The organism is Bacillus sp. PK3-037 (assembly GCF_054161355.1).
Map to the genome: position 1 here is coordinate 773,002 of NZ_CP096408.1, position 22,168 is coordinate 795,169.

19 protein-coding genes and 1 pseudogene are annotated in these 22,168 nt (G+C 46.0%); 17 read left to right on the forward strand and 3 right to left on the reverse strand.

Annotated features, from left to right (window positions below; all coding sequences use genetic code 11):
- Positions 1–2 precede the first annotated feature (2 nt).
- Positions 3–1,313 carry an RNA polymerase factor sigma-54 gene (gene rpoN, locus M1D69_RS03985; RefSeq protein WP_458104497.1) on the forward strand — a complete coding sequence of 437 codons (1,311 nt, stop codon included), beginning with the start codon at positions 3–5 and terminating at the stop codon, positions 1,311–1,313.
- A gap of 26 nt (positions 1,314–1,339) precedes the next feature.
- On the opposite strand, the gene lutP is transcribed toward rpoN, so the two are convergent.
- Positions 1,340–3,031 (reverse strand): L-lactate permease LutP, encoded by a 1,692-nt coding sequence (lutP, locus tag M1D69_RS03990; protein ID WP_458104496.1) that lies wholly within the window; start codon positions 3,029–3,031, stop codon positions 1,340–1,342.
- A gap of 224 nt (positions 3,032–3,255) precedes the next feature.
- On the opposite strand from lutP, the gene lutR reads away from it, so the two are divergent.
- From lutR to M1D69_RS04025, 7 genes and pseudogenes are all read left to right on the forward strand, one after another.
- Positions 3,256–3,978, forward strand: coding sequence for an L-lactate utilization/bacilysin biosynthesis transcriptional regulator LutR (lutR, locus tag M1D69_RS03995; protein WP_044159187.1), 723 nt, complete (start codon positions 3,256–3,258; stop codon positions 3,976–3,978).
- 172 nt (positions 3,979–4,150) lie between these two features.
- Positions 4,151–5,143 (forward strand): LacI family DNA-binding transcriptional regulator, encoded by a 993-nt coding sequence (locus tag M1D69_RS04000; RefSeq protein WP_458104495.1) that lies wholly within the window; start codon positions 4,151–4,153, stop codon positions 5,141–5,143.
- 150 nt (positions 5,144–5,293) lie between these two features.
- Positions 5,294–6,559 (forward strand): sugar ABC transporter substrate-binding protein, encoded by a 1,266-nt coding sequence (locus M1D69_RS04005; RefSeq protein WP_458104494.1) that lies wholly within the window; start codon positions 5,294–5,296, stop codon positions 6,557–6,559.
- Positions 6,560–6,598: 39 nt separating this feature from the next.
- Positions 6,599–7,855, forward strand: a complete 1,257-nt coding sequence (gene ganP / locus M1D69_RS04010) for an arabinogalactan oligomer ABC transporter permease GanP (protein ID WP_458104493.1) — start codon at positions 6,599–6,601, stop codon at positions 7,853–7,855.
- Between the two features lie 3 nt (positions 7,856–7,858).
- The gene (ganQ, locus tag M1D69_RS04015) at positions 7,859–8,710 is read left to right on the forward strand and encodes an arabinogalactan oligomer ABC transporter permease GanQ (RefSeq protein WP_458104492.1); all 852 of its coding nucleotides are present in this window, start codon (positions 7,859–7,861) and stop codon (positions 8,708–8,710) included.
- An 18-nt stretch (positions 8,711–8,728) separates the two neighbouring features.
- A complete protein-coding gene (locus M1D69_RS04020) occupies positions 8,729–10,792 on the forward strand; it encodes a beta-galactosidase (protein WP_458106211.1) in 2,064 nt (687 codons plus the stop codon).
- Between the two features lie 63 nt (positions 10,793–10,855).
- Positions 10,856–12,141: pseudogene (locus tag M1D69_RS04025) on the forward strand (arabinogalactan endo-1,4-beta-galactosidase).
- Positions 12,142–12,190: 49 nt separating this feature from the next.
- On the opposite strand, the gene M1D69_RS04030 reads toward M1D69_RS04025, so the two are convergent.
- The gene (locus M1D69_RS04030; RefSeq protein WP_458104491.1) at positions 12,191–13,390 is read right to left on the reverse strand and encodes a PP2C family protein-serine/threonine phosphatase; all 1,200 of its coding nucleotides are present in this window, start codon (positions 13,388–13,390) and stop codon (positions 12,191–12,193) included.
- Positions 13,391–13,419: 29 nt separating this feature from the next.
- The gene (locus M1D69_RS04035) at positions 13,420–14,232 is read right to left on the reverse strand and encodes an alpha/beta fold hydrolase (RefSeq protein ID WP_458104490.1); all 813 of its coding nucleotides are present in this window, start codon (positions 14,230–14,232) and stop codon (positions 13,420–13,422) included.
- Positions 14,233–14,538: 306 nt separating this feature from the next.
- On the opposite strand from M1D69_RS04035, the gene M1D69_RS04040 reads away from it, so the two are divergent.
- From M1D69_RS04040 to lutC, 9 genes are all read left to right on the forward strand, one after another.
- Positions 14,539–15,441, forward strand: coding sequence for an ABC transporter ATP-binding protein (locus M1D69_RS04040; protein WP_458104489.1), 903 nt, complete (start codon positions 14,539–14,541; stop codon positions 15,439–15,441).
- 1 nt (position 15,442) lies between these two features.
- A complete protein-coding gene (locus M1D69_RS04045) occupies positions 15,443–16,180 on the forward strand; it encodes an ABC transporter permease (protein WP_458104488.1) in 738 nt (245 codons plus the stop codon).
- A gap of 3 nt (positions 16,181–16,183) precedes the next feature.
- Positions 16,184–17,299: a histidine kinase gene (locus tag M1D69_RS04050; RefSeq protein WP_458104487.1), complete on the forward strand. Its 1,116-nt coding sequence runs from the start codon at positions 16,184–16,186 to the stop codon at positions 17,297–17,299.
- Positions 17,300–17,315: 16 nt separating this feature from the next.
- A complete protein-coding gene (gene yvfU, locus M1D69_RS04055) occupies positions 17,316–17,918 on the forward strand; it encodes a two-component system response regulator YvfU (protein WP_458104486.1) in 603 nt (200 codons plus the stop codon).
- A gap of 124 nt (positions 17,919–18,042) precedes the next feature.
- Positions 18,043–18,372: a PadR family transcriptional regulator gene (locus M1D69_RS04060; protein WP_106295524.1), complete on the forward strand. Its 330-nt coding sequence runs from the start codon at positions 18,043–18,045 to the stop codon at positions 18,370–18,372.
- Positions 18,369–18,986: a DUF2812 domain-containing protein gene (locus tag M1D69_RS04065; protein WP_458104485.1), complete on the forward strand. Its 618-nt coding sequence runs from the start codon at positions 18,369–18,371 to the stop codon at positions 18,984–18,986. Before M1D69_RS04060 ends, M1D69_RS04065 begins: the two co-directional genes overlap by 4 nt.
- A 173-nt stretch (positions 18,987–19,159) precedes the next feature.
- Positions 19,160–19,876: a lactate utilization iron-sulfur protein LutA gene (gene lutA / locus M1D69_RS04070; RefSeq protein WP_458104484.1), complete on the forward strand. Its 717-nt coding sequence runs from the start codon at positions 19,160–19,162 to the stop codon at positions 19,874–19,876.
- 27 nt (positions 19,877–19,903) lie between these two features.
- Positions 19,904–21,343, forward strand: a complete 1,440-nt coding sequence (gene lutB / locus M1D69_RS04075; RefSeq protein WP_458104483.1) for a lactate utilization iron-sulfur protein LutB — start codon at positions 19,904–19,906, stop codon at positions 21,341–21,343.
- The gene (gene lutC / locus M1D69_RS04080) at positions 21,343–22,065 is read left to right on the forward strand and encodes a lactate utilization protein LutC (RefSeq protein WP_458104482.1); all 723 of its coding nucleotides are present in this window, start codon (positions 21,343–21,345) and stop codon (positions 22,063–22,065) included. The genes lutB and lutC overlap by 1 nt, the downstream gene beginning before the upstream one ends.
- Positions 22,066–22,168: the final 103 nt, after the last annotated feature.

Genomic DNA, 22,168 nt, shown 5'->3' on the forward strand with positions numbered 1-22,168 from the left:
AGATGGATATGAAACTTCAGCAAGTACAAGTACTAAAGCCTCAACTGACACAGGAGCTCCGGCAGGCCATCACGCTGCTTGGCTATCATTCGGCGGAACTGGCCGAATACATTGATGAGCTCTCACTGGAAAACCCTCTTATTGAACGAAAGGAAACAGACACACCGCCACTATCTTACCATAAAACAAACAAAAACAGGATCAGCAGGCAGGAGGCGGGCCTTCAATTAAGCAATCCGCAAAAAACACTGCAGGATGTCCTCAAACAGCAGTCGCTGGATATGAATCTGTCAAACACTGAAAAAAAGATTTTTAATTATCTGATACATTCGCTTGATTCAAACGGATATCTGGAGGAAGATGTGGAGGAGGCAGCCCGGCGCCTGTCTGTTTCGGCAGAGGAAGCGGAAGCGGTTCTGAGAAAGCTACAGTCGCTTGAACCAGCGGGAATCGGGGCAAGGTCTCTTCAAGAGTGTATTCTGCTGCAATTACAGCGTCTCTCGAACAGAAATGAACAGGCAGAACTGCTTGTTTCAGAACATTTTGATGAATTCGCCCAAAAAAATTGGAAAGCGCTTTCAAAGGAAACTGGAATCCCGCTTCACGCGATTCAGGACATTTCTGATAAAATTGCTGCGCTTCACCCAAGACCCGGCCTTCTGTTTGCCAGTCCGGAGCAGGATATGTATATTGAACCCGACATTTTCATCATCGTTAAAAACGGCCAGATCACAGCGGAACTGAACAGCCGCTCGTTCCCGGAGATTGAGCTGCATCCGCAGTACAGGCCGCTTCTATCGTCGGGCGCCTGTCAGGATACGGTTTCCTATTTATCTTCGAAATATCAGGAGTGGCGCTGGCTGAGCCGCGCGCTGAGGCAACGGAAGCAGACGATTACCAGAATTGTAAATGAGCTGACCGCGCGTCAAAAAGATTTTTTCCTGAAAGGGCGGAGCGCCATGAAGCCGCTGACACTGAGAGAGGTGGCGGATTGTCTGGGCCTGCATGAATCAACCATCAGCCGGGCCATTAAAGGGAAAACGATACAAACGCCTTACGGATTGGTTGAGATGAAAATGTTCTTCTCAGGAAAAGCAGAGGCCTCTGGGGATGGCGATGCATCCAACTATGCGGTCAAAACGCATCTTCAAGCATTGATTCAGCAAGAGGATAAAACAAAACCCCTCTCAGATCAAAAGCTTGCCGACCTGTTATATGAACAGCACCGCATCCAAATCTCCAGACGCACAGTGGCGAAATACCGCGATCAATTGAACATTCCGTCATCGGCAGCAAGAAAACGCTACAAATAAAATCCTCCCTGTAAGGGAGGATTTTTTTACGGGATCATCCAGCTGAAAAACTGGTGCTGCAAAAAGGTGATGATACAGACGAGCAGCAGCAAAAACAAGCTGTGCTTGATCGTAAAGCGGAAAAGATCGGACTCCTTCCCGGCGAGTCCGACTGCCGCACACGCGACCGCGATCGACTGCGGGGAAATCATTTTGCCGGTGACGCCGCCTGATGAATTGGCCGCGACCGATAGGACAGGGTCCATTCCGACCGATAAGGCCGTTACTTTCTGCAGGTTTCCAAACAGCAGGTTAGCCGACGTATCCGAGCCGGTAATAAAGACGCCGAGCCAGCCGAGAATCGGCGAAAAGAAGGTAAACATCGAGCCTGTCAGCGCCAGCGTCATGCCGAGCGTCGTGCTCATTCCCGAGGAGTTGGTGACATATGCAAAACCAACGACCGAGGCGATCGTCAAAATCGGAAACTTCAATTCCTGCAGTGTTTCGCTAAAAACAGCTCCCCATTCTTTCCACGAAATGGACGTGATGAATTTTGACAGCACTGCGGCAATTAAAATCGCGGTGCCTGCCGAACCGAGCACCTCAAGCTTATAAACCGCTTCAATCGGAGTGCCGTCAGCATTGACGATCTGATTGTTCAAAAAAGGCACCCCAGGAGCAAAAGTCAGCTTTTCTCCAATCACATTCAGCCATTTTAAGACAACGGCTGTGCCTTCGTAATGCCCTGTCAGCGCGGATTTGACCGAAGGAATGCCCCAAACAGAAATCATCACCGTCAGCAGCAGAAACGGCGACCAGGCCTTAAAAATCTGCCCGCCGGTGTAAGCAGGTGCATCAGGGTGCAGTTTTGCCGTTTCAATTGCGGCGGCCGATTCCTGTTCCCCCGCAAACCGGAATGTCTTCTTCGGCTTCCACCATTTCAAAAACACAGCTAGCGCAGCCATCGACACTAGCGCCGACAAAACATCCGGCAGCTCCGGCCCCAGAAAGTTGGAACTGAGATACTGAACAGCGGCAAAGGAAACACCGGAAACAAGAATCGCCGGCCATACCTCAAAGGCTTTCCTGAATCCGCTCATAATGATAATTAAATATAGAGGAATAAATACAGATAAAAACGGCAGCTGCCGCCCGACCATTTGAGAAATCTCCATCGCCGGAATCCCTGTCGGCCCTTCTACAGCTGTAATCGGAATCCCAATTGCCCCGAAGGCTACTGGCGCCGTATTGGCAATCAAACAGATCCCCGCCGCATAAAGAGGGTTAAAACCGAGGCCGACAAGCAGTGCGGCCGAAATCGCGACCGGCGCCCCGAAGCCCGCCGCTCCTTCTAAAAAAGCCCCGAATGAGAAAGCGATCAGCAGCGCCTGAAGCCGGCGGTCATCGGTAATAGAGAGAACAGAGCTGCGAATAATATCAAACTGTCCCGTTTTTACAGTGATTTTATACAAAAAAACAGACGTCACAATGATCCAGCCGATTGGCAGAATGCCGTATACGGCTCCTTGTGTAGCGGACATCAGCGCTTTTTCCGCCGGCATCCCGTAAATCAATACAGCAATCAGCAGCGCGATTCCCAAGGTGGACATTCCCGCCGTATACCCCTTCATTCGTTTAATGGCGAGTGCCCAGAAAAAGAAAATAATTGGTACAAGTGCGGCAAGCGCAGATAAAAGCAAATTTCCCCCTATAGGCGTATATGCCTGTGTCCATTGCATCCCAAACCCCTCCTTCAAACATAACTGGCTATGTGTAAGCGGTTTCTAAAGATGATATGATCATCTGATGACTAGATAATAAGACCAGTTACCTAGCATTATATTTTGAAAAAAATCAAAGTACAAGACTTTTTGACGAAATTGTCTAAATCTTTTGGCGGCGCCCAAAAGGGAGTATAATAGATCGTAAACAGCCAGACCTACAAGTTGCGGGGTGAATTGCATTGAAATATAAACAGATTAAAACAAAGAAGATATATGAAGAAGTAGCGGATGCATTATTAGATATGATCAAAACCGGCCAACTGAAGCCGGGGGATAAACTTGACTCCGTTCAGGCGCTTTCCGAAAGTTTTCAAGTCAGCCGTTCAGCCGTGCGCGAAGCGCTTTCCGCATTAAAAGCGATGGGGCTTGTCGAAATGAAACAGGGAGAAGGCACCTACTTGAAGGAGTTTGAACCTGATCAAATTTCTCAGCCTCTGTCAGCCGCACTTTTAATGAAAAAAGAAGATGTCAAACAGCTGCTCGAGGTCAGAAAGCTGCTTGAAATCGGCGTGGCTTCATTAGCTGCCGAAAAACGGACAGAAGAGAATCTCCAAAGCATTCATGCGGCGTTAAAAGAAATGGGGGAGATTGAAGCAGACGGGGAGCTAGGCGAAAAAGCAGACTTCGCCTTTCATTTGGCACTCGCTGACGCTTCACAAAACGATCTGCTCAAACATCTGATGAATCACGTATCATCATTGCTGCTGGAAACGATGAGAGAAACTCGGAAAATCTGGCTGTTTTCCAAGAAGACCTCGGTACAGCGGCTTTATGAGGAGCATGAACGGATTTATAATGCCGTGGCTGCCCAGGACGGAGCAAAGGCGGAAGAAGCGATGCTGGCACACTTGACGAATGTGGAAGATGTCCTTTCGGGATATTTTGAGGAAAACGTGCAATAACCGACTCATTTCCCGGGCAATTCAGCTGGGTGCATACAAACAACCAAGACTGAGCTGTAATGGTTCAGTCTTATTTTCATTGTGCGGCTGACACAGCTTGACATTTACGAAAAAGGAAGTAAAATCTTTTACTAAAACGACTACTGGCATGTTGAAAATGGAGGCAGATATAATGGCGACAATAAAAGATATCGCACAAGCCGCGGGATTTTCGATTTCAACCGTTTCCCGTGTTTTAAATAACGATGAGAGCCTTTCTGTACCGGACGAGACGCGTGAAAAGATATATGAAGCCGCGGAGAAACTTAATTATCGCAAGAAAACTGTAAGGCCGCTGGTGAAACACATTGCTTTTTTATATTGGCTGACAGATCAAGAGGAGCTGGAAGATGTCTATTTCAAAACAATGAGATTAGAAGTAGAGAAATTGGCGAAAACCTTCAATGTCGACATGACGACCTATAAAATAACGGACGGTATTGAATGCATTCCAGCTCATACAGAAGGTTTTATTGCCGTGGGCACCTTTTCTGATAAAGAACTAGCGTTTCTCAGAAATCTGACAGAGAACGGCGTTTTTATTGACTCTTCCCCTGATCCCGGCCATTTTGATTCGGTAAGGCCGGACTTAGCGCAAATGACGAAGAGAACGGTAAACATCCTAGTTGAAAAAGGGCATAAGAATATCGGATTTATTGGCGGCACGTACAAAAATCCAAACACGAATCAAGATGAAATGGATATTCGTGAAAAAACGTTCCGATCCTCTATGCAGGAAAAAGGGATGCTGGACGAGCGCTATATATTATGTCACCGCGGCTTCTCCGTCGAAAATGGCTACCGCCTGATGACTAAAGCGATTGAAGCATTGGGTGATCAGCTTCCGACCGCCTTTTTTATCGCGGCAGACCCGATTGCGGTCGGCTGTCTGCAAGCCCTGAATGAAAAAGGAATCGCGATACCAAACAGAGTGAGCGTCGTGAGCATCAATGACATCAGCTTTGCCAAGTACGTCTCTCCGCCGCTGACGACCTTTCATATTGATATCAAGGAACTATGTAAAAACGCTGTGGAATTATTGCTTGAGCGAGTGCTGGAAAAGCGGAAAACGGTTAAAACGTTATATCTGGGAGCTGAATTAATCGTCAGAAAGAGCATGAATTAAATCGCATTTCAAAATGGCTTAGTATTCTAAGTCATTTTTTGTTTGGTAAAAAAATTTACTTGTAAGAGTAAATAGTTTGTTTACACATTTTCTCAGTCATGCTATATTATTTTTAAAGCGCTTTCATTTAATACGGAAGGGTGACAATTGATGAAAATGGTAAAAAAGTACGCCGGTGTCATGCTCTGCGCGGCTGTCAGTTTATCTTTAGCCGCCTGCGGACCGCAGGGAAGCAGCAGCGAAAAAACAAGTTCAAAGGGCTCAGAGCTTGTCGTGTGGGAGGATAAAGAAAAAAGCATCGGCATTAAAGACGCTGTTGCCGAATTTGAAAAAGAGCATGATATAAAGGTCAAAGTTGTTGAAAAACCTTATGCCCAGCAGATTGAAGATTTGCGTATGGACGGCCCGGCCGGCACAGGGCCTGACGTGTTAACCATGCCCGGTGACCAGATCGGAACGGCTGTCACAGAGGGATTAATCAAAGAATTAAACATCGAAAAGGATGTTCAATCGCTCTACACAGACGCATCCATTCAGTCTCAAATGGTGGATCAGAAGCTTTATGGCTTGCCTAAAGCCGTCGAAACAACAGTGCTTTTTTATAACAAAGATCTCATCTCAGAGGATGAATTGCCGCAAACGCTGGAAGAGTGGTACGACTACTCTAAAAAAACGGCTGATGGCAGCAAATTTGGATTTTTAGCCTTATTTGATCAAATTTACTACGCGCAAAGTGTCATGGGCGGGTACGGCGGATATATCTTTGGAAAGGATAAGGACGGAAACGATGATCCGTCTGATCTTGGAATCAATAATGAAGGCGCTGTCAAAGGTGCTGAGCTGATTCAGAAGTTTTATCAAGACGGCTTATTTCCGGCTGGCATTGTCGGAGAGCAGGGAATCAATGTACTCGAATCTCTGTTTACAGAAGGAAAGGCTGCCGCGATTATTTCAGGCCCGTGGAATGTAGAAGCCTTTTCGAAAGCGGGAATTGATTATGGCATCACCAAGCTCCCGAAGCTGGAAAACGGCAAAAACATGAGCTCCTTTATCGGCGTCAAAAGCTACAATGTCAGCGCATTTTCTAAACATGCAGAGCTGGCGCAGGAGTTAGCCGTTTTTCTGGCAAATGAAAAGAATGCCAAAAAACGATATGAACAAACGAAAGAAGTTCCGGCCGTTCAATCATTAGCAAGTGACACGGCTATTATGAAAAGCGAAGCGGCACGGGCGGTTACCGAACAATCCCGTTTCTCAGAGCAGACGCCGAATATACCGGAAATGAATGAAATATGGACCCCGGCTGATTCGGCATTACAAACGATTGCAACAGGAAAAGCGGACCCGAAAAAAGCCTTAGATCAGGCTGCCGAAACGGCCAAAGGGCAGATGAAGGCAAAGCATGGCGGAAAATAAAGAGAAAAGTAGATTTGTATTGTAAGAGAGGTGAAAACGGTGCAGCATCGTAAAGTCGCTTTGTTATTGTCAATCATTCCGGGCCTTGGTCAATTCTACAACAAACAATGGATCAAAGGCCTCCTGTTTCTCCTCTTGGGCGCATCATTTTTTGCGGTATTTGGAGATTTGCTGAATATGGGGCTTTGGGGAATCTTTACGCTGGGAACAGAGGTGCCGCGGGATAACTCGGTGTTTCTGCTGGCGGAAGGCATTATCGCTGTCATTGTGACATGCTTTGGACTTGCGGTATATTATGTGAATTTGCGAGACGCATATCAAAGCGGAAAACACCGTGATGAAAAGAGGCCCTTGAGCTCTCTCAAGGAACAATATCAAAATATCATCGCTCAGGGTTATCCATATGTCGTCAGCGGACCCTCTCTGTTTATTTTAATTTTCACGGTGATCTTTCCCATCTTATTCAGCTTTGCCTTAGCTTTTACAAACTATGATTTATATCATTCTCCTCCTGCTAAATTAGTAGATTGGGTTGGTTTTCAAACATTCACTGATATTTTTACTGTCGATATTTGGCGCTCTACCTTTTTTGATGTGCTGGCTTGGACGGTGGTGTGGACGCTTTGCGCTTCCACTCTGCAAGTCAGTCTGGGGATATGGCTGGCGATCATTGTGAATCAGAAAGACATCCGGTTTAAACGGTTTTTCCGGACTATTTTGATTTTGCCATGGGCTGTTCCCGGATTTGTTACGATTTTAATTTTTGCCGGTTTGTTTAACGATAGCTTCGGCGCAATGAATCATGACATCTTGGCTTTCTTTGGCATTGATCCGCTTCCGTGGATGACAGATGCGAATTGGTCGAGGCTGGCGCTGATCCTCATGCAGGGCTGGCTTGGTTTTCCGTATATCTTCCTTGTTTCAACGGGTGTTTTGCAATCGATTCCTGAGGATCTTTATGAAGCGGCGACAATCGATGGTGCTTCCATCTTCTCAAAGCTGAGGTACATCACGCTCCCGATGGTGTTCATTGCGATGGCTCCGATTATCATTACGCAGTTCACATTTAATTTTAATAACTTCAATATTATTTATCTTTTCAACGGAGGCGGTCCGGCTGTTGCGGGATCAACAGCCGGCGGAACAGATATCCTCGTATCGTGGATTTATAAATTGACGATGCAGTCCAGCCAATATTCCCTTGCGGCTGCTTTAACCATTTTATTGTCTGTGTTTGTGATTGCCATTGCATTGTGGCAATTCAGACAGACGAAGTCTTTTAAAGAGGAGGGCTGAGACATGCTGGCAGATATGAAGGTCAGAAAATGTATGCGGCTCATTTTCTCTTACTTGTTACTAGCCTGCATGGCGGTCATCATTGTGTATCCTCTCCTTTGGACGGCAGGCGCCAGCTTTAATCCCGGCAACAGTTTAATCAGTACATCCCTCATTCCGAAGAATCCGACGTTCGACCACTACAAAGAATTATTTGCGGGCAAAGAAAGCCTTCAATATGTGCAGTGGTATATCAATTCGATAAAAATCAGCCTGTTTACGATGGCTGGCTCACTGATCTGTGTGACCTTTACGGCTTATGCGTTTTCCCGGTTTCGGTTTAAAGGAAGGAAATACGCATTAACGCTCTTTTTATTGCTGCAAATGATCCCTCAGTTTTCTGCTTTGATCGCCCTGTTTGTGCTGGCTCAAATATTAGGAATGGTCAATAGCCATTGGCTGCTGATCCTGCTTTATATCGGCGGCCTGATCCCGATGAATACGTACTTGATGAAAGGATATATGGATTCCATTCCGATTGATTTAGACGAAAGCGCAAAGATTGACGGGGCAAGCAGCACGAGGATCTTTTTGCAGATCATCCTGCCTTTATCAAAACCGATGGCGGCAGTGGTTGCGATGAATGGATTTACCGGCCCGCTCGGAGATTTTGTTTTGTCATCAACGATATTGAGAACACCGGAATCATATACATTGCCCGTAGGCTTATTCAATTTAGTCAATGATGTCATGGGAGCAAGCTATACGACATTTGCGGCGGGTGCCTTGCTCATCAGCATACCGGTTGCCGTCATCTTTATCATGCTGCAAAAGAATTTTGTGTCCGGATTAACCGCAGGCGGAACGAAAGGATAAGAGAATAAGGGGGAGAAAATCATGTCAAAGCTTGAAAAAAAGCACGTTACAAAAGCGAAGTTTATGCTCCACGGAGGAGACTACAATCCTGATCAGTGGCTGGATCGGCCGGATATTTTGGCCGACGATATAAAGCTGATGAAGCTTTCCCATACCAATACGTTTTCTGTCGGCATTTTTGCATGGAGTGCGCTTGAGCCGGAGGAAGGTGTATATCAATTTGAATGGCTTGATGATGTTTTTGACCGTATCCACAGCATCGGCGGCCGTGTCATTTTAGCAACGCCGAGCGGAGCGCGTCCTGCCTGGCTGTCGCAAACCTATCCTGAAGTGCTGCGAATCAATGCCTCCAGAGTGAAACAGCTGCACGGCGGACGGCATAACCACTGCCTGACGTCCAAGGTCTATCGTGAAAAAACGCGGCACATCAACCGTTTATTAGCAGAAAGATACGGCGGTCATCCGGCGCTTTTGATGTGGCATATTTCCAATGAATATGGAGGAGAATGCCACTGTGACCTATGCCAGAACGCCTTCAGAGAGTGGCTGAGAATGAAATATGACAATAGTCTCAAGGTATTGAATAACGCGTGGTGGACGCCGTTTTGGAGCCATACATTTAATGACTGGTCACAAATTGAAAGCCCTTCCCCGATTGGAGAAAATGGCTTGCATGGCCTGAACTTAGACTGGCGCCGGTTCGTCACGGATCAAACCATTTCGTTTTATGAAAATGAAATCATACCGCTGAAAGAGCTGACGCCGGACATTCCGATTACAACGAATTTTATGGGTGATACACCAGATTTGATTCCTTATCAGGGTCTCGACTACAGCAAATTTGCAAAGCATGTGGATGTTATCAGCTGGGACGCTTATCCTGTGTGGCACAATGATTGGGAAAGCACAGCAGATTTGGCGATGAAGGTCGGCTTTATCAATGATCTGTACAGAAGCCTGAAGCAGCAGCCCTTTCTATTAATGGAGTGTACGCCTAGCGCTGTCAATTGGCATAACGTAAACAAAGCAAAACGCCCGGGCATGAACCTGCTTTCATCTATGCAAATGATTGCCCACGGATCAGACAGCGTCCTCTATTTCCAATTTCGGAAATCCCGCGGATCATCGGAAAAACTGCATGGGGCGATTGTGGATCATGACAACAGCACAAAGAACCGCGTCTTTCAAGATGTGGCAAAAGTCGGGGAGACATTGGAACAGCTGTCTGAAGTCGTTGGAACGAAGAGACCGTCTGAAGCTGCTATTTTGTATGATTGGGAAAATAACTGGGCGCTTGAGGACGCTCAGGGATTTGCAAAAGCGACAAAGTGTTATCCGCAAACACTGCAGCAGCATTACCGCACATTCTGGGAACAGGATATCCCGGTCGACGTCATTACAAAAGAACAAAATTTTTCAGCGTATAAGCTGCTGATTGTCCCCATGCTGTATGTAATCAGTGAAGAAACCATTTCGCGATTAAAGAAGTTTACGGCTAACGGCGGAACCTTGGTGATGACCTATATCAGCGGAATCGTCAACGAGCATGACTTAACGTACACAGGCGGCTGGCACCCAGACTTGCAAACGATATTTGGAATTGAGCCGCTCGAAACAGATACGCTGTATCCGAAAGACCGAAATGCCGTCAGCTTCCGCAATCAAACGTATGAAATGAAAGATTATGCAACGGTGATCGAATTGAAAGCCGCAACGGCAGAGGGTGTGTATCAGGATGACTTTTATGCGCATACCCCTGCGGTTACAAGCCATCAATATGAACAAGGAAAAGCGTATTTTATCGGCGCGCGTTTAGAGGATCAATTTCACCGGGATTTTTATCAAGGTTTGATTAAAGAACTGTCTTTATCTCCGGTTTTTCCGGTTAAGCATGGTAAAGGCGTCTCCGTACAGGCGAGACAGGATCAGCACAATGACTATATCTTCATCATGAATTTTACGGAACAACAGCAGCTGGTTTCGTTTGATAAGCGTGTGAAGGATATCGTTACTGGTGAAATGCTTTCAGGAGACCTGATCTTGGAAAAATATGAAGTGAGAATTGTCGTGAACTCACATTAAGGTGTGCCCCGCCTATATGGGCGGGGTGTTTTTTTGAAATCGCTTACGTGAGAGGGTGGAAATATGAAAGGCAGAATCATCATGCTGTTAACCGCTGTCATCGTCTGGAGCGGTATCGGATGTTCGACGGGATATGCCGCCGCAGAGGAGGAGAAATATGTGTCAGAGCTTCAGGCGAATGACCTTTTTGTTAAAAAGGTAGCGGGCATTAACAAGGACTTTATCAAAGGAGTTGACGTGTCGAGCATTATTGCTTTAGAAAACAGCGGTGTAACCTTTTACAATGCAAGCGGGAAACGTCAGGACATTTTTACAACCTTAAAGCAAGCAGGGGTCAACTATGTCCGCGTCCGCATTTGGAATGACCCGTATAACGCCTATGGCAATGGTTATGGGGGAGGCAATAATGATGTTCAAAAAGCCATCCAAATCGGAAAAAGGGCTACCGCGAACGGGATGAAGCTGCTGGCAGACTTTCATTATTCCGATTTCTGGGCAGATCCTGCAAAACAGAAGGTGCCAAAGGCTTGGGCGAACTTAAGCTTCGAAGCTAAGAAAGCGAAGCTCTATGAATTTACAAAACAAAGTCTGCAAGCCATGGTCAAGGAAGGCATTGATATCGGTATGGTACAGGTCGGAAACGAAACAACAGGAGCATTTGCCGGTGAAACGGATTGGAAGAAGATGAGTCAATTCTTCAATGAAGGAAGCCGGGCAGTCAGGGAAACAAATCGTGACATATTGGTCGCGCTGCATTTCACCAACCCAGAAACGTCGGGACGATATTCATATATTGCTGAAACCCTCAACAAAAACAAAGTCGATTATGATGTATTTGCCAGCTCATATTATCCATTCTGGCACGGTACGTTACACAATTTGTCCTCCGTGCTGAAAGCTGTTGCGGATACGTACGGCAAAAAAGTCATGGTGGCGGAAACGTCATACACCTATACGGCTGAAGACGGAGACGGACATGAAAACACAGCGCCTAAAAGCGGTCAGACGCTGCCATACCCGATTTCAGTGCAAGGCCAGGCAAATGCCGTAAGAGATGTGATGGACGCAGTGGCAAAGACAGGAACAGCCGGATTGGGCGTTTTTTATTGGGAGCCTGCGTGGATTCCGGTCGGCCCGAAGACGCAATTGGAGAAAAATAAAACGATATGGGAAACATACGGTTCCGGATGGGCCTCCAGCTATGCAGCCGAATACGATCCTGAAGACGCAGGTAAGTGGTATGGAGGAAGTGCAGTGGATAATCAAGCTTTGTTTGATTTCAACGGACATCCGCTGCCATCCTTACAGGTATTCAAATACGCGGAACAGGCCATATCCCGAAAAAATAATGAAAATCCATGAGGTGTAACAACGCATTGTTATCTCTCATGGATTCTTTTATTTTACATCTACTAAAATAAAACACTCATCATCGTTTTTGGGCTCAGCTTGGAGAGATGAGAGGATTTTGTTTTTCAGCTCAGCTATAGGCAAATCAGGATGATTCTTTATTAAACGGTGTAAATAACATGATGCCGTCGGGTCCATCACACCGTCTGTATACAGAAGCAGCCTTCCGCCGCGTGTATAGTGAAGGCTGCTTGACTGAAACACCGCTTCTTCAAACATCCCAATCGGCGGTGCGGTTGCGTCCAGCGTTGATTGGGTTCCCTCGGAATCCTGCCATAATGCGGGCGGGTGACCCGCGTTGACATAATCAATTCTTTGCCGGTCTGTATCAATGATGAGGCAAATAGCGGTACAGTAATGTCTTGCTTCCTCGTCGTTTTGAAACAAACTGTGAAGATGGTAGTCTAGTTCCTTCATGACTTTTTCGGGACTGATTCCTTGTGTCATTAATCGCTGGAATAAAGGATGGAGGGACATCGTAACTAATGCAGAAGAAATGCCGTGTCCCATCACATCAAGGATGATCAAGCCGTAGCGGTGCTGATCGATTTGATAAAATCCATATAAGTCGCCTGATAAGTCACTGGATGCTTTATAATACGAATCAATCTGAATGTGGTCATTCAAGATCGGCTCGGTCAATGAATTTTCTTGAATCTTTCTGGCGAGTTCAAGCTCTCTTTTTGTATTCGATCTGAATTGCTGATTTTGCTTATTGATCGCAAGAAGCTCTTCTTGTTTCACCTTCAGCGTCTGCAAAGCAATTTCCAACTCCGCATTTGCTTTCTGTTTGGCGAGCAATGCTTCCTCGGCCGCGTTTCTGGCAATCAGCAGCTCATTTTCATATTCGTTTCGCTTCCTCATCGGAATGACAACGCATTCTGTTACAGCGGCTTCCTGATCCGCTCTCCGTACAGCGTTTATAAGAACGGGGATTTCTTCCCCATTGTTTGTTTCCAGGGAGATGTACATTTCCTCAATATGTTGTTCCAGCTGCAAAAGCGGAACAAAATAAAGCTGATAAAAAAGCTTTGCAGGAACGGTTAAAAGAGCATTGATATGCTGACCGATCACCTGTTCCGATTCATAATCAAGAATCTTAAGCAAGGTGTGATTGACAGCTAAAATTGTACCCTCTTCTGATAAAGTGAGGAAACCGCATGGTGCATGATTCAATTGTTGATCCATTCAGAGGGTCACCTCTATCCCTTTCGTTCCTAAATCACGTATGCGTTCAAATAATCGCTGATCAGCTGTATCGTCTCTTCAGGATGGCTCATATGCGGGCAGTGCCCTTGAGCCTTCATTTGTTTCATTGTGCTGTAAGGGAGATGCTTGTGCATATACTCACCTACTGACGACGGCGCAATGACATCATTCGAACATTGCAGAATAAGTGAAGGCACGGTCACCTTTGAAAGATCCCTTCGATGATCTGAAAAAAACGCCGCATTCGCGAATTGCCGTGCAATGATAGGATCAGTAGAACAAAAACGGCTTTCCAGCTCTTCCTTAATTTCTGGCCGGTCTGGCTGATTCACTACGGTTGCCGCAAAAACGGTTGCCCAGCCTATGTAGTTTTTCTCCATCATCTCTATTAACCCAAGGAGCTGCTCTTTCTCAAAACCCCCGTAATACTCAGGCGGATCATTTAAATAGCAAGGAGAAGGCCCCACCATAATCAGTTGTGAAAAAAGCTCGGGACGTCGTAAAGATGCAAGCATGCCAATCACAGCCCCGACAGAATGCCCCACAAACACGGCTTTTGACAGACCTAAAGCTTCACAAACATCCAGAACATCCTGGGCATAGCCGTCAAGTGTGCGGTAACGATCCATATCATATGCGTGCAAATCAGAATTTCCCGCACCTACGTAATCAAATAGAATCAGCTGGTATTCGTCTTCAAAGGCAGGAGCCACCGCATTCCACACGCTTTGATCACACCCGAAGCCAGGTGCAAATACAATTGGTGTTGTGCCGTTCCCCCTCACTTTCACATGATTCCTAGTTAAAATAACTTGATCCATAGTCGGCTCCTTTCAGCCAAAACGACATGAAGATTACTATGTATATCATACCACTTCAAGGCGTGAATTGCGGGCTTTCTATGAAAGTAAATAGCGTCTTGCAGAAAGAGGACATGCGGCATGGAGAGTTGGATTGATTGGAAGATGTAGCGGAAGGATTGCCTAGGTGCCGGATATAATATAAAGCGGTAATATCATCTGAATGACACAAATGACATTTGTCATCTCAAATCATGACACCCCTTACTAAAATCATCTGATCCGGTATTTTACAATCAATGTAAGCAATCAGGAGGTGCTCATAAAATGAATGAGGTTGTGTCAGTAAGAAATGTCACAAAACATTTTCAAAAAAAAACAGCAGTGAAGAACATTCATTTCAGCATAGGAAAAGGAGAGATTGTGGCCATCCTTGGCCCGAATGGCGCAGGGAAGACAACAGCGATCTCTATGATGCTGGGATTGCTGAAGCCAAGTGAGGGTGAAATCAAATTATTTAACCGTCAGCCTGATGAAAAACAGGTGCGTGAAAAAATCGGTACCATGCTGCAGGAAGTGAGTATCATGCCGGGATTAAAGGTCTGCGAAACCCTCGAGCTTATCCGCAGTTATTATCCCCATCCATTATCCATGAAAGAGCTTGTCTCGCTGACAGCACTCACAAAAGAAGATTTGAAAACACCGGCAGAGAAATTATCCGGCGGACAAAAACGCCGTCTGAGCTTTGCTTTGGCACTTGCCGGCAATCCGGAGTTACTTGTATTTGATGAACCGACTGTCGGAATGGACACGACATCCAGGCACCAGTTTTGGAAGACAGTGAACAGCTTGGCGGATCAAGGCAAGACCATTATTTTTTCAACTCATTATTTACAGGAAGCAGATGATGCCGCGCAGCGCATTTTGTTTTTTGCTGAAGGACGGCTTGCCGCAGACGAAACGCCGAAGCAAATCAGAGCAAGGATTCAGAAGCAGTCTGTTTCCTTTAAGGTTTCATCGGATGAATCATTGGAAAAGCTTTATCGGCATCCGGAAGTAGAACGAGTGACTCAAAAGCATCAGCGAATCAGCATTCAAACGTCAAATACTGATAAAGTGTTAGCGCTCATCTTTCAAGAAAACATCAATGCACGTGATATTCGAATCGAACAAGGAACGCTCGATGAGGCATTTCGACAGCTTGCAGACGGGAATAGGGAGGCGATGTGAGATGAACATGCTGCGGAAACAGTGCATAGCTGAAATGAAAAGGGTGCTCAGGAATAAATACTTTGTGTTTTGGTCGCTTGTTATGCCGATTGCCTTTTACTATCTCTTTACAAACGTAGTGAATACCAATGTTCCTGACAAGGGCGCCTGGAATGCCCATTATTTAATGTCAATGACCACCTTCAGCGTAATGGGTTCGTCTATGATGACGCTTGGAATCCGTTTGGTGCAAGAACGGGCACAAGGCTGGTCAGTTTTTATCCGCATCACGCCTCTGCCGGATCATATTTATTTGGCGGCTCAGATGATCGGGCAAAGTGTCATTCATCTTTTATCTATTACTGTCATTTTTCTTGCCGGCGCCATCATAAACGGCATTGACTTGTCACCGTTTGAATGGGTTATGAGCGGGCTTTGGATTTTAATTGGGGCATTTCCGTTTTTAGCGTTAGGGACATTAATCGGTCTCATGAGAAAAGTAGAAACGGCAGCTGGGGTCAGTAATGTGCTTTACATGCTGCTGGCGATAAGCGGGGGCATGTGGATGCCGATCGAGATCATGCCGGACATATTGAAAAACATAGGTCAATGGCTCCCGTCTTATCATTTTGGGAGCGGAGCGTGGGCTCTTGTTCAAGGCGAGCTTCCAACCTGGAAAAATATTCTGATGTTACTCGCTTATTTAGTGATCTTCATGCTACTATTTAAGTATATAAGAAGAAAACAAGAAGCGGTGTAATACATGAAACTTATAAAATCCATATTTCCCAAGCAATTCGGTTTTTTCCCTTATATCTTTTTGGTGTATACCATTATGCCGTTTCTTTCTTTATTGAGAGAATCAGGCAGCAAACAAGTGCTGGGATATGGCATGCTGCTCCTATTTGTTGTGACATATCGTCAATTGTTCGTCAGTGCGGACAGACCTTCATTTACGTATTGGTTATGCGCGCAAATAGCCATTATTTTTATTTATAGTTTGTTTTATCATATCAGCTATATTTATTTAGGCTTTTTCCCGGCAAACTTTGTGGGCTATTACCGCGAGAAAACGAAGTTCAACCGTGCTTTCTTTGGTCTTGTTTTCATGCTGATATTTCCGTGCGTGTATCATTTTCTGGCGGATTCGGCCTCGATCAGGGAGCTGTTATCTGTTCTTCCGTTTCTGGTCATTATGCTGATTTCTCCCTTCGGAATTCGATCTATGTTTCGAAGAATAGAGCTTGAAAAAAAGCTTGACCAGGCCAACGAACATATAAAGGAACTCACCAAAAGGGAGGAACGTGTTCGGATAGCCCGCGATCTTCATGATACCCTCGGCCATACCCTCTCGCTCCTCACGTTAAAAAGCCAGCTGATTCAGCGGCTGGCGGCAGCAGATGCAGAACGGACCAAGCTTGAAGCGAAAGAAATGGAAACAAGCTCGCGTGCGGCACTCAAACAAGTTCGTGAGCTTGTAGCGGATATGAGAACGGTCACCATGACGGAGGAGCTAGCCAACATTCGGCACATTTTAAGAGCGGGTAATATTACCTTTCAATACGAAGGGGCCGAAGATTTTACAGACATCTCTCCCGTCACTCAAAATATTGTCAGTATGTGTATGCGGGAGGCAGTGACAAATATCATCAAGCACAGCAAAGCGACCCATTGTGCAGTCACCATTTCTCAATATGCCGATAAAATGACTGTTCTCATACGGGATGACGGAACAGGAGCGGTGAAGGAGAAGATGTTTGGGAATGGACTGAGGGGAATGGAAGAGCGGCTGATGTTTATTGACGGAGAGATGACTCTTTCAGACCATAACGGAACGGTGTTGACACTGACGATTCCGCTCATTAGAAAAGCAGAATAATAGGAGGGCGAAATAGATGATTCGTCTGTTTATTGCTGAGGATCAGCGAATGCTTTTAGGCGCTCTTGGATCCTTGCTTGACCTGGAAGAGGATATGAAGGTCATCGGACAAGCGTTAAATGGAGAAGAGGCGCTGAAAGCCATTCTCAGGCTGGAGCCGGATGTCTGCATCATGGACATTGAAATGCCGGTTTACAGCGGGCTGGAGGTTGCAGAGGAGCTAATGAAAAAAGGCTGTAAAAGCAAGGTCGTTATTCTGACAACCTTTGCCCGCCCAGGATATTTTGAACGCGCGGTCAAAGCCGGCGTACACGGATATCTTTTGAAGGATGGGGAAATTGACGATCTGGCAGATGCCATACGAAAGTGTGTAAAGGGAAAACGGATGTTCAGCCCGGAATTAACCTTCAACATGATTCGTGATGAAAATCCGCTGACTGTTAGAGAACAAGAAATACTGCGGCTGGCTGCTTTAGGCAAGACAACAAAAGACATCACACTTGAACTCTATTTATCTCAAGGCACAGTCCGAAACTATATCTCAGAAATCATCCAAAAACTGAATGCGAAAAACCGGACAGAAGCGGCTAGTATTGCTGAGGAGAAAGGATGGATTTAATGAGGAACCTGGTTATTTATAGCCAGGTTTTTTTTGTGTTCATCTGGTCATTTATGGTTGCGATATTCAGTGTAACTGTATATGATGGAATTATACAGTTACACTGAATATTGGAGGCCGTTATATGAAAGAAAATAAGCATTTGCCGCTGACTGAGACTGTTTACTATGTTCTTTTATCTTTGTTACATCCTGCTCACGGCTACATCATTATGAAAAATATTGAAGATCTTAGCGGCGGAAGAGTAAAAATGGCGCCTGGAACTCTTTATGGCGCAATCGAAAACTTATTGAAGCATCAATTGATCGAGCCTTATCCAAGTGAAGACCGCCGCAGAAAAACATATATCATCACTGAGCTCGGAAGAAATGTGTTGTGGAAGGATATGGAGAGAATGGAGCGGCTGGTTGACATAACAAGGCAGGAAGTAAATAAAAAGGGGGAGACCATATGAAGAAATACAGGTATTTTATGGACATAGACAGTGAGGAACAATGGCTGAATAAGATGGCAGATAAGGGGTGCGAATTAAAAGGGAAAGTTTTTTTATCCTATCGTTTTTCAGATGAAGCATCATCTGACAACTCTACCGTCAAAATAGACTATCGCACCTTTAAACATCCGGGAGATTTTACTGATTATCGAACTCTCTTTGAAGACAGCGGATGGAAGCATCTTTTCAGTTCACAAGGCCTGCATTATTTTAGAAAAGAGAAAGCCAGTGCATCAGACGATATTTTTTCTGATACAGAATCCAGAGCCGGAAGATATAAACGCCTATTGCAATCGTACTTTGCACTTTCTTTTATATTCTTATCCTTCATCCTGATCCTCTTTACTACCAATGGTTTGACTGCTGATTTATTTATCCGTCCCCAGAGTTTGTATTATACGCCGGGCCTGTGGGATAAGACGGGAGCAGCTTTTATCAGAGCCTTTTTGTTTGAAACACCTTTTGCACTGATGAGAGGGGGAGCGGGTTGGATAGTTCTCCTTAGCGCTCTTAGCTTCTTTTATTTATTTGTGAAAACATATAAAAAATACAGAAAGTGCCTGTATGGCCATTAAAAAGTGTGTAGTGCTATGAACGTCTGTCCAGTGGAACAGGCGTTTTTTATTGCTGAAATCATTAGAAAATGCTTTCAATTTTGTGTCCAAATAGTGTACGATATTGGTAAAAGCTTTAACTTCAGGTCATCAGATGACCGGATCATATATTGGGGATGAGAGAGGGGTTCATCATGAAAGTCTCACTTTTTGTCACTTGTCTTGTTGATATGTTTCAAACAAACGTAGGAAAAGCAACGGTAGAGCTGCTTGAGCGGCTCGGATGTGAGGTTGATTTTCCGGAGGGGCAGATCTGCTGCGGCCAGCCGGCTTACAACAGCGGTTACGTCAATGACGCCAAAAAAGCAATGAAACGAATGATTCAAACGTTTCAGGAGTCAGATTATGTCGTCAGTCCATCCGGTTCCTGCACCACAATGTTCAGGGAGTATCCGCACCTGTTTAAAGATGATCCGAAATGGGCGGATAAAGCGCAGAAACTGGCGGATAAAACGTATGAATTAACAGATTTTATCGTCAACGTCCTTGGGGTAGAGGATGTCGGCGCGACCCTTCATAAAAAAGCGACCTTACATACGTCATGCCATATGACAAGGCTGCTCGGCGTATCTGAGGAGCCGATGAAACTGCTGAGCCATGTGAAGGGGCTTGAATTCACGTCACTTCCGGGAAAACACAACTGCTGCGGATTCGGAGGAACGTTCTCTGTTAAAATGGCGCAGATTTCTGAACAGATGGTTGATGAGAAAGTCGCATGTGTGGAGGAAACGGGAGCAGAGGTGCTCATCGGCGCTGACTGCGGCTGTTTGATGAATATCGGGGGACGGCTCGGCCGGAAAGACAAGAATGTCAAAGTGATGCACATCGCCGAAGTGCTCAACAGCAGATAACACTGGATACAGAGGGGGAAAAGGATCATGGCGATGAAAATCGGTACTGACGCTTTTAAAGAGCGGGTATCACAGGGGATCGATAATGAATTTATGAGAGGCGCTGTTTCGGGTGCGCAGGAGCGTCTGCGGACGAGACGGCTGGAAGCAGCCGAAGAGCTGGGAAACTGGGAGGAATGGCGTTCGTTGTCTGAGGAGATCAGACAGCATGTCCTTGAAAATCTTGATTTTTATTTGGAGCAGCTTGCATCCAATGTATCAAGCAGAGGAGGACACGTTTATTTTGCTGAGACAGCTGAAGAAGCATCCTCTTATATCCGCAGCGTGATTCAAAAGAAAAACGGCAAAAAAATCGTAAAGTCTAAATCAATGGTGACGGAAGAAATCAATCTGAATGAAGTGCTGGAGAAGGAAGGCTGCGAAGTCGTCGAAACCGATCTCGGCGAATATATTTTGCAGATTGATGATCATGACCCGCCGTCACATATTGTGGCGCCGGCTCTTCATAAAAATAAAGAGCAGATTCGCGATGTATTTAAAGAAAGACTGGACTATAAACAGACAGAAAAACCGGAAGAGCTCGTCATGCATGCGCGCGGCATCCTCCGGAAAAAATTTCTGGAAGCCGATATCGGCATTACCGGCTGCAACTTTGCCATTGCCGACACGGGTTCAGTCAGCCTTGTAACCAATGAAGGAAACGGGCGGCTTGTCACGACATTGCCGAAAACACAAATCACTGTCATGGGAATGGAGCGCATTGTCCCGTCATTTTCCGAATTTGAAGTGCTTGTCGGCATGCTCACAAGAAGTGCTGTCGGACAGCGGCTGACGAGTTATATCACGGCCTTAACCGGCCCAAAACTGGAAGACGAAATCGACGGCCCGGAGGAATTCCATCTTGTCATTGTTGACAATGGCCGGTCCAACATTCTCGGCACCGAATTTCAGTCTGTGCTGCAATGTATCCGCTGTGCTGCCTGTATCAATGTCTGCCCTGTGTACCGCCATGTCGGCGGACACTCATACGGCTCGATTTACTCGGGGCCGATCGGAGCCGTTTTATCGCCGCTGCTCGGCGGTTATGACGATTATAAAGAGCTGCCGTACGCGTCTACACTGTGCGCGGCTTGTTCTGAAGCCTGCCCGGTCAAAATCCCGCTTCATGAGCTGCTTCTCAAGCATCGTCAGAACATTGTCGAAAAAGAAGGCAGAGCGCCGATCAGTGAAAAGCTTGCGATGAAAGCGTTCGGTCTTGGGTCTTCCTCTTTGTCGCTTTATAAAATGGGCTCAAAATGGGCGCCGGCCGCCATGACGCCTTTTACAGAGGACGACAAAATTTCGAAAGGGCCCGGCCCGCTTAAAGGCTGGACGCAAATCCGCGACTTCCCGGCACCGCATAAATCAAGATTCAGAGACTGGTTTACAGACAGAGAAACAAGTGAACGCATGAAGGAGGAGCAGTGATGACGAAGGGAACCATTCAGAATCAAGAGAGCTTTTTAAACCGGATCGCGTCACGCCTTGACCGAGACAGAAGAACGGGTGGCGTGGCCGTCCCTGAGTGGGCGCATCAGCCGCAATATAAAACATTTGAAGGGTATTCGGCCGATGACTTAGTCACGGTGCTCAAAAACCATTGTGTCAAAATCCATACTGAGCTGATTGAGACGGATTCAACCGGTTTGCACGATGCCTTGCGCGAACAAGTCAGCCGGTTTTCCGGAGGGCCTGTCATCATTCCGAAGGACCCCCGGTTTGAGGCTTACGGTTTACATAGCCTGCTCACCAAAGACTGGCCTGGTGAAGGAACGCAAGTCTGGGAATGGGATGCTGACCAAGGTGAAGAAAATATCAAAAAAGCGGAGCAAGCCAATGTGGGGATTACATTCAGTGAAATCACACTGGCCGAGTCGGGTACGGTTGTCCTTTATTCTTCAAAAGACATCGGCCGCTCTGTCAGTCTTCTGCCGACAACTTATATTGCCATTGTGCCGAAATCAAGCATAGTGCCGAGAATGACACAAGCCAGTGATATCATCCGGCAAAATATGGCTGACGGCATCACGGTTCCCTCATGCATTAATTACATTACAGGACCGAGCAACTCCGCCGACATCGAAATGGATTTGGTGGTCGGTGTTCACGGTCCGGTTAAAGCGGCTTATATTCTCGTATCTGACCGCTGATCTAAAAAAGCCCGGCAACCTATGCCGGGCTTTCTGCTTGAAAAAACTTCATGTTCCAAAAATTTGGCCGATGAGAAGAATATGACGTAAAAAGGAGGGAACG

Bases quoted from the DNA above. Each gene is read 5' to 3' on its own strand.
- lutP (WP_458104496.1), bottom strand. From the start codon at position 3,031: ATGCAATGGACACAGGCATATACGCCTATAGGGGGAAATTTGCTTTTA.
- lutB (WP_458104483.1), top strand. From the start codon at position 19,904: ATGGCGATGAAAATCGGTACTGACGCTTTTAAAGAGCGGGTATCACAG.
- M1D69_RS04035 (WP_458104490.1), bottom strand. From the start codon at position 14,232: ATGGATCAAGTTATTTTAACTAGGAATCATGTGAAAGTGAGGGGGAAC.
- lutC (WP_458104482.1), top strand. From the start codon at position 21,343: ATGACGAAGGGAACCATTCAGAATCAAGAGAGCTTTTTAAACCGGATC.
- M1D69_RS04000 (WP_458104495.1), top strand. From the start codon at position 4,151: ATGGCGACAATAAAAGATATCGCACAAGCCGCGGGATTTTCGATTTCA.
- yvfU (WP_458104486.1), top strand. From the start codon at position 17,316: ATGATTCGTCTGTTTATTGCTGAGGATCAGCGAATGCTTTTAGGCGCT.
- ganQ (WP_458104492.1), top strand. From the start codon at position 7,859: ATGCTGGCAGATATGAAGGTCAGAAAATGTATGCGGCTCATTTTCTCT.
- M1D69_RS04065 (WP_458104485.1), top strand. From the start codon at position 18,369: ATGAAGAAATACAGGTATTTTATGGACATAGACAGTGAGGAACAATGG.
- M1D69_RS04050 (WP_458104487.1), top strand. From the start codon at position 16,184: ATGAAACTTATAAAATCCATATTTCCCAAGCAATTCGGTTTTTTCCCT.
- M1D69_RS04030 (WP_458104491.1), bottom strand. From the start codon at position 13,390: ATGGATCAACAATTGAATCATGCACCATGCGGTTTCCTCACTTTATCA.
- M1D69_RS04005 (WP_458104494.1), top strand. From the start codon at position 5,294: ATGAAAATGGTAAAAAAGTACGCCGGTGTCATGCTCTGCGCGGCTGTC.
- M1D69_RS04040 (WP_458104489.1), top strand. From the start codon at position 14,539: ATGAATGAGGTTGTGTCAGTAAGAAATGTCACAAAACATTTTCAAAAA.
- rpoN (WP_458104497.1), top strand. From the start codon at position 3: ATGGATATGAAACTTCAGCAAGTACAAGTACTAAAGCCTCAACTGACA.
- M1D69_RS04060 (WP_106295524.1), top strand. From the start codon at position 18,043: ATGAAAGAAAATAAGCATTTGCCGCTGACTGAGACTGTTTACTATGTT.
- lutA (WP_458104484.1), top strand. From the start codon at position 19,160: ATGAAAGTCTCACTTTTTGTCACTTGTCTTGTTGATATGTTTCAAACA.
- M1D69_RS04045 (WP_458104488.1), top strand. From the start codon at position 15,443: ATGAACATGCTGCGGAAACAGTGCATAGCTGAAATGAAAAGGGTGCTC.